Source organism: Streptomyces sp. NPDC037290, assembly GCF_055603245.1.
In genome coordinates, this window is record NZ_JBVJVZ010000076.1 from 1 (window position 1) to 5837 (window position 5837).

At 66.3% G+C, this 5837-nt stretch carries 5 protein-coding genes and 3 pseudogenes; 4 read left to right on the forward strand and 4 right to left on the reverse strand.

Annotated features, from left to right (window positions below; translation table 11 throughout):
* Positions 1-95 (reverse strand): annotated as a pseudogene (locus tag ACZ7HQ_RS44550) (IS5/IS1182 family transposase); the annotation flags it as partial.
* A 241-nt stretch (positions 96-336) separates the two neighbouring features.
* On the opposite strand from ACZ7HQ_RS44550, the pseudogene ACZ7HQ_RS44555 reads away from it, so the two are divergent.
* Together ACZ7HQ_RS44555 and ACZ7HQ_RS44560 are read left to right on the forward strand one after the other, a co-directional pair.
* Positions 337-576 (forward strand): annotated as a pseudogene (locus ACZ7HQ_RS44555) (transposase); the annotation flags it as partial.
* Positions 577-1741: 1165 nt separating this feature from the next.
* Positions 1742-2011: a transposase gene (locus tag ACZ7HQ_RS44560; RefSeq protein ID WP_471003127.1), complete on the forward strand. Its 270-nt coding sequence runs from the start codon at positions 1742-1744 to the stop codon at positions 2009-2011.
* Between the two features lie 60 nt (positions 2012-2071).
* Here ACZ7HQ_RS44560 and ACZ7HQ_RS44565 read toward each other — a convergent pair whose 3' ends face one another.
* The 3 genes and pseudogenes from ACZ7HQ_RS44565 to ACZ7HQ_RS44575 all read right to left on the reverse strand — a co-directional run.
* A complete protein-coding gene (locus tag ACZ7HQ_RS44565; RefSeq protein WP_471003130.1) occupies positions 2072-2197 on the reverse strand; it encodes a hypothetical protein in 126 nt (41 codons plus the stop codon).
* Complete coding sequence (locus tag ACZ7HQ_RS44570; protein ID WP_471003118.1) at positions 2197-3183, reverse strand: IS21/IS408/IS1162 family transposase; 987 nt, start codon at positions 3181-3183, stop codon at positions 2197-2199. Before ACZ7HQ_RS44570 ends, ACZ7HQ_RS44565 begins: the two co-directional genes overlap by 1 nt.
* Before the next feature lie 14 nt (positions 3184-3197).
* A pseudogene (locus ACZ7HQ_RS44575) lies at positions 3198-3358 on the reverse strand (transposase family protein); the annotation flags it as partial.
* 326 nt (positions 3359-3684) lie between these two features.
* Between ACZ7HQ_RS44575 and ACZ7HQ_RS44580 the strand changes: the two are divergent.
* A complete protein-coding gene (locus ACZ7HQ_RS44580) occupies positions 3685-5130 on the forward strand; it encodes an amidase (protein ID WP_471003121.1) in 1446 nt (481 codons plus the stop codon).
* Positions 5131-5533: 403 nt separating this feature from the next.
* Positions 5534-5837, forward strand: a 304-nt coding sequence (locus ACZ7HQ_RS44585) for a hypothetical protein (protein ID WP_471003124.1), incomplete at its 3' end; no start/stop codon positions are given.

Consider the following 5837-nt stretch of genomic DNA (forward strand, 5'->3'; position numbering starts at 1 on the left):
CGGTTCACCGCCTTCTGACCAGCGGTGAGGGTCTCCCGCCGGCCCCAGTAGGGGATCCGGACCGTACCACCGGCGCCCCGGTAGCCTTTGTCGGCGGTCTTCGAAAAAGCTGGTTCTGGATCACTTTCAGGATGCTGTTGGTGATCTTCACTCGGTGGGGTGAAGTCTGCTGGCTGCAGGTGAGTTGATGTTCTTGTGGTGCTGCGCTGGTGGGAGCGGGGCGGTTTCGGCGGTCGGAGGGTGGCCGCGGTGGCGATGGGTTCGAGGTCAGGGCGGGTGATTCCGCCGTTGACGGTGCGGATGGCGCGGGCGAGTAATCCGCGGGGCACGGCCACCATGTGGGTGCGTGATCGGCTGGATGGTCTGTTCAGGGATGGTGACTTCGCAGAGTGGTATCCAGCTGACGGACGGCGCGGACTGTCGCCGGCCCAGTTGGCGATGGTGTCGGTGCTGCAGTACGCGGAGAACCTCACCGACCGGCAGGCGGCGGAGGCGGTGCGCTGTCGTTTGGACTGGAAGTACTGTCTCGGCCTCGAATTGCATGATCCGGGGTTCGACTTCACGGTCCTGAGCGAATTCCGTGACCGGGTGGCCGAAGACGACCGCGCGGACCGGCTGTTGGCGCTGATCGTGGACCGGCTCGTTGAAGCGGGGCTGGTCCGGCGACGGGGACGGATCCGGACCGATTCCACCCACGTCCTGGCCGCGGTTCGACGCCTGAACCGGGGTGAGCTGGTCGCTGAGACCCTGCGCTGTGCTCTGGAAGAACTCGCCCTGCACGGCGAGCGGTGGCTGGCCCCTCTCGTCACCTCTGACTGGGCGGACCGCTATGGCCGGCCGGTTCGCTATGACCGGCTTCCGCGTGGCGGTGAGGCGTTGATCGCCTGGGTGCTGCAGGTGGGTGCGGACGGGATGCACATCCTGCAGGCCGTTTATCGCGACGATGCCCCGCCTGCTCTGCGGGAGTTGACGTCCGTGCAGGTCCTGCGGCAGGTCTGGGTCCAGCAGTACTGGCACGACGAGTTCGGCCAACTGCGATGGCGGGCAGCGAAGTCGACCCGCGACCGGGCCAGCCGGAGGACGACCGAGCAGAGGAATACCGGCAAATCGTCGGCTGACGGCCGGCCGGATCCCGCCTCCGCACGAGTGCCATGGTCGACGATGGAGATCGTCACCCCGCATGATCCCGAGGCCCGCTACAGCCAGAAAGTCACTGCAGCCGGCCAGCGCGACTGGATCGGCTATCGAGACCACCAGACCGAGACCTGTGATGAAACGAGTCCGCACGTCATCGTCCAGGTGGTCACCCGCCCAGCTCCGCAGCAGGACATCGATGCCCTCGATGACATCCATCAAAGCCTGGCCCGCCAGGGCTTTCAGACTCTCGAGCACGTCGTCGACGGCGGCTACGTCACCCCAGACAGCATCCACCAGGCATCCCAGAAGTGGGACATCCCCCTGCTCGGTCCGGTCCGCGCCGACCCGCAAGCCGCCCAGCGGCCGGGTTTCACGAAAGAGGACTTCGACATCGACTGGGAGGCCCGCACCCTGACTTGCCCGCACGGGATCACCAGCCCGCCCTGGAAACCCACCCTGGGCGACGGTCACCCCCGGCTGTCCGTCCTCTTTACCCGCAAAGCCTGCCGGGAATGCGACGACCGGCTCAAATGCACCGGCAACATCGACGGCAAGGGACGCCACATCTTCCTGTTGCCCGAGCCCCAGCAGAATCCAGACGCAGGTGAGGAAAGACCAGAAGACCAGCAACTGGCAGCGGCGCTATGCCATCCGCGCGGGCTGCGAGGCCACGGTCTCCGAAACAGTCCACGCGCACGGCCTGCGGCATTGCCGCTACCGCGGTCTGGCGAAAACGCACGTCCAGCACGTGCTCACCGCTGCCGGGGCCAACATCATCCGCCTCAGCGAACACTTCCCACCAGGCACTACACCGGCACCGCCGCCGCGACCACCCAGCCACTTCCAGCAGCTCTGCCGAAGGCTCCCCACCTAGAGATCACCAACAGCATCCTTTCAGGGCTCTGTCGCTGATTTGGGGGTGTCAGTCGGTTGATCAAGGTGACAGGAGGGTGCGGCGTCGTAGGAGGTCGAAGCCGGCCCGGCCGTACATCTGTCTCTTCAGGAGCTTGGTTCTGGTGACGTTGCCCTCGACTGCTCCTGAGGTGAAGGTGGTGGTCATCAGGCGACTCCCTCGCCCGTGCTCAGGCCGCCGTCGATGACGCCGAAGATCCGGTCATAGGTGTCCAGCGGCCACTGTTCGACGTCGAGCTGGTCGGCTGCGACCCGGCCGCTTGCGAGCTTGTTCGCGGCCGGCTTCGCGGCGGCCGCGTGGGAGGGGTCGGTGAGGGACTGGTGGCGGGCCCAGCAGCGGGCATGCCGGGCAACCTCGGTGCCCTCGCAGAAGGCCAGGACCTGGTCCAGGTCGGCCTTCACCTCGATGCGGCGGCCGATCTCCAGAGGGTGGATGGAGTAGTCGTTGGTGTCGATGCGGACGTAGTGGTCGCGTGGCAGTCGGAGCGAGGTTCGCCACCAGCCCGGTGGATCGACCGGCGGCAGCGGCAGCATCCTGGCCTTGTCCGTCTCGATCCGGTCGGCCGGGCGGGCCTGCAGGGTGCGGTGGATGCGCCGGTTGGCCTTGGCCAGCCAGTCGGCGAGCTGGATGTTGAAGTCGGTCGGCGAGGCAAAGATGCGGCCGGGCAGGAAGCTGGTTTCCAGATAGCCGTTGGCCCGCTCGACCAGGCCCTTGGCCTCAGGGTCGCCCGGCCGGCACTGGATGATGCGGATGCCCAGCAGTCCGGCAAACGCTGCGAAGTCTTCGGTGAGTTGGGGACGTCCGCCCCGCCAGGAGCCCACGGCGGCTTCGTTGTCCCAGACGAGCGTCTTGGGCACCGCCCCGAGCCCGGTCAGCAGCCGCCAGTGCCCGGCGATCAGGTCGGCCGCGGTCTTCGTCGGCAGCATTCTGGCCGTGATCCAGCGCGAGTAACCGGCCACCATGACCAGCATTGGCGGGCTGCCGGTCTGACCGAACCCGAGCGGGATTTCCGCCGGCGGGAACCACAGGTCGCACTGGGCCAGCTCGCTCGGCTCATAGCCGGTCCGCGAGACCGGGTCCGCCGGAACCTGGTCCCCTTTTCGGAGTCCACCGACACTTTGTCGGCCCAGCACTTGATGCCAGCCTAGGCGAGGGCGACGACGATGCTGTGTTCACGGGCAGCACGGACGTCGTGGACGGCGCCGGGCATGACGGGTGAGGCCCACAGCAGTCGGCCGAAGGGGTCGGCGATGACCTGCACGTTCAATCCGTGCTTCTTGCGAAGTAGAACGGCCGGTCCGCGGCGATCGAGGCCCGGGCTCCTCCCGCGTGTGTTCAGTGGTGGGGCGCCTTGCTTCACAGGTGCACAAGGTTGAGCAGTGCGGACGGTTTCCCCGAGCGTCACCCTCTGGCCTGTCCAGGCCTGGTGGCGGTGCACTGGGTCGGTACGGTACGCCCCTGCGCGCCCCGCCGACTGCTCAGCCAAGGTTGGAGTAGCGGGTCGATGGCCTGGGCACACCAAAGGAATGCCGCATCCTCATGCGGCCGTTATGAAGCACGTTTCCCGATGACCGGACTGTACGCAGCGCCACGCGTGCGCGCTGCGTACAGGAAAGCGGCGACGGAGGGGCCGAGTGACCGAAGCGCTCTGGGGCAAGGACGCCCGCGAATTGGCACTGCTGATCAGCTCTCAGGAAATCTCCGCCGTTGAGGTGGTCGAATCACATCTGAACCGGATCGACGAGGTCAACCCAACGCTCAACGCAATCGTCGACACGTTGCGAGAGCGCGCCCTGGACGAGGCCAGAGCCGCGGACGAGAGGACCGCAGCCGGCGCATCCGATCTGGGCGCCCTTCACGGTGTGCCGGTGACGATCAAAGAGAACATCGACGTCGCCGGCACCGCGACAACCAACGGGATCCCTGCTTCAGCTCACGCCATCGCCTCCCAGGACGCACCCGCCGTCGAACGGTTGCGAGCGGCTGGCGCCATCGTCCTCGGCCGCACGAATCTTCCCGACATGGCCTTGCGCATCCACACCGACAGCAGCCTGCGAGGCTTAACACGCAACCCCTGGCATCCGGGCCTCACCGCAGGCGGCTCGTCCGGAGGGGAAGCAGCGGCACTGGCCTCGGGAATGACACCTCTAGGAATAGGAAACGACATCGGCGGATCCCTCCGGAATCCAGCCCATTGCTGCGGCGTCTCCTCCATCAAACCGACCACTGGCCGCGTACCACACGCTGCGGTCACCGCCCCAGAAGACGGCACCCTGTCACTGCAGATGATGCAGGTCAACGGTGTCATGGCACGTCGAGTCGCCGACCTGGGCCTCGGCCTGGGCCTGATCGCCGGTGCTCACCACCGTGACCCAGGGTCAGTGCCCGCGCCACTGGCATTCCCGGAATTGTCCGCAGGAGTCAAGCGAGTGGCTCTTCTTGCCGAGCCACCTGGCGGCGCGACGAACACGAGGATCGCGAGCATCGTCCGCCAGGCGGCGAAGCACCTCGAGGCCGCGGGGTATGACGTCGAGGAGGTCACGCCGCCCCACTACCTGACCGCGATCGAGCTCTGGCACCAGTTCCTGTTCACCGAGATCCGCGCAATGCGACCTTTTCTCGTTCAGGTCATGGGGGACGACGGACGACGCTTCCTCGACGGCGCGCTGACGAACGAGCCGGTTCTCGATCTCACAGGCTACATCGATCTGTTCGTTCACAGGCGTCGCGTAACACGGGCCTGGCTGAAGTTCCTGCGAACCTACCCCGTCATCGTCTCGCCTGTCTGGTCACAGCCGGCCTTCCCGCATGGCTGGGACGCCGAAACACCCGCCCAGGCTCAAGCCGTCATGGAACTGCTTCGCCCGGTCATGCCGGCCAACCTTCTCGGTCTCCCAGCGGCGACAACACCAGCGGGGCTCGCAGCCGGTATGCCCGTGGGTGTTCAGTGCATGGCTGCGCCGTTCCGCGAAGACGTCGCACTTTCCGCCGCCGCCGTCATCGAAGCGGCCGTTGGCCGGATCACGCCAGTTGACCCATTCGTCAACGATGTCGACGACGTGGAATTTTCTCGCAGGTGATCCACAGCACAAGGCTCTGAGTACTGCTGGGAGCTCATTCTGTCAGCGGTTGCACTTGCCCACCCCCCGCGTCCCCACGAGCGCCGATGGTGGCTCGGTTCACGATAGGCGGCGCTCCGAGCCGGTCGACGATCGTCATACGGTTGACCTGCGTGGACTCGTGGGTGTCCACGCGCTGTTTGCGGTGGAGCTGATGGCCTGCCAGTGCGCACGGGCCACTTTGCCGGAGAACTGGGTGACCTCGGCTTGTGTGGCAGCGCGACGCCGAGTGTGCATATCCCAAGGGCATCAGGCCGTGCCACCGTACGTCAAAGCGGTGATCAGGCCCTTTCATTGATGGTCCAGCCTGGGTTGGTGACGCCTCAGTCGTCGTACTCGGCGTAATGCAGGAGCCACCAGTCCTTTGCGTCACCGACCCTACGGCGATGCACTGGCCGTTGAGCAGCCCGACTTCGGCTTCGCGGAAAAGGGCGACCGGTCGCACGTATGCAAAGTGTCGTGGGAAGGCCTCGGTGGAGACAGCCAGCCGCTGCTGCCGGGGACCGCCGTTGACCCTGCCGTCGAAATCCGGGAGCTGCCCGGCGTCGAACGCCTCGGATATGTGGAGCTCAGTGAACCCTTCTCATCCTGTGCTTCGCGGCCGTTGGCGGCTGCCGGTCGGGTCCGTAACGCGGCAGGGCTCCTGGTCGTTGCGCTGGTGATCTCAC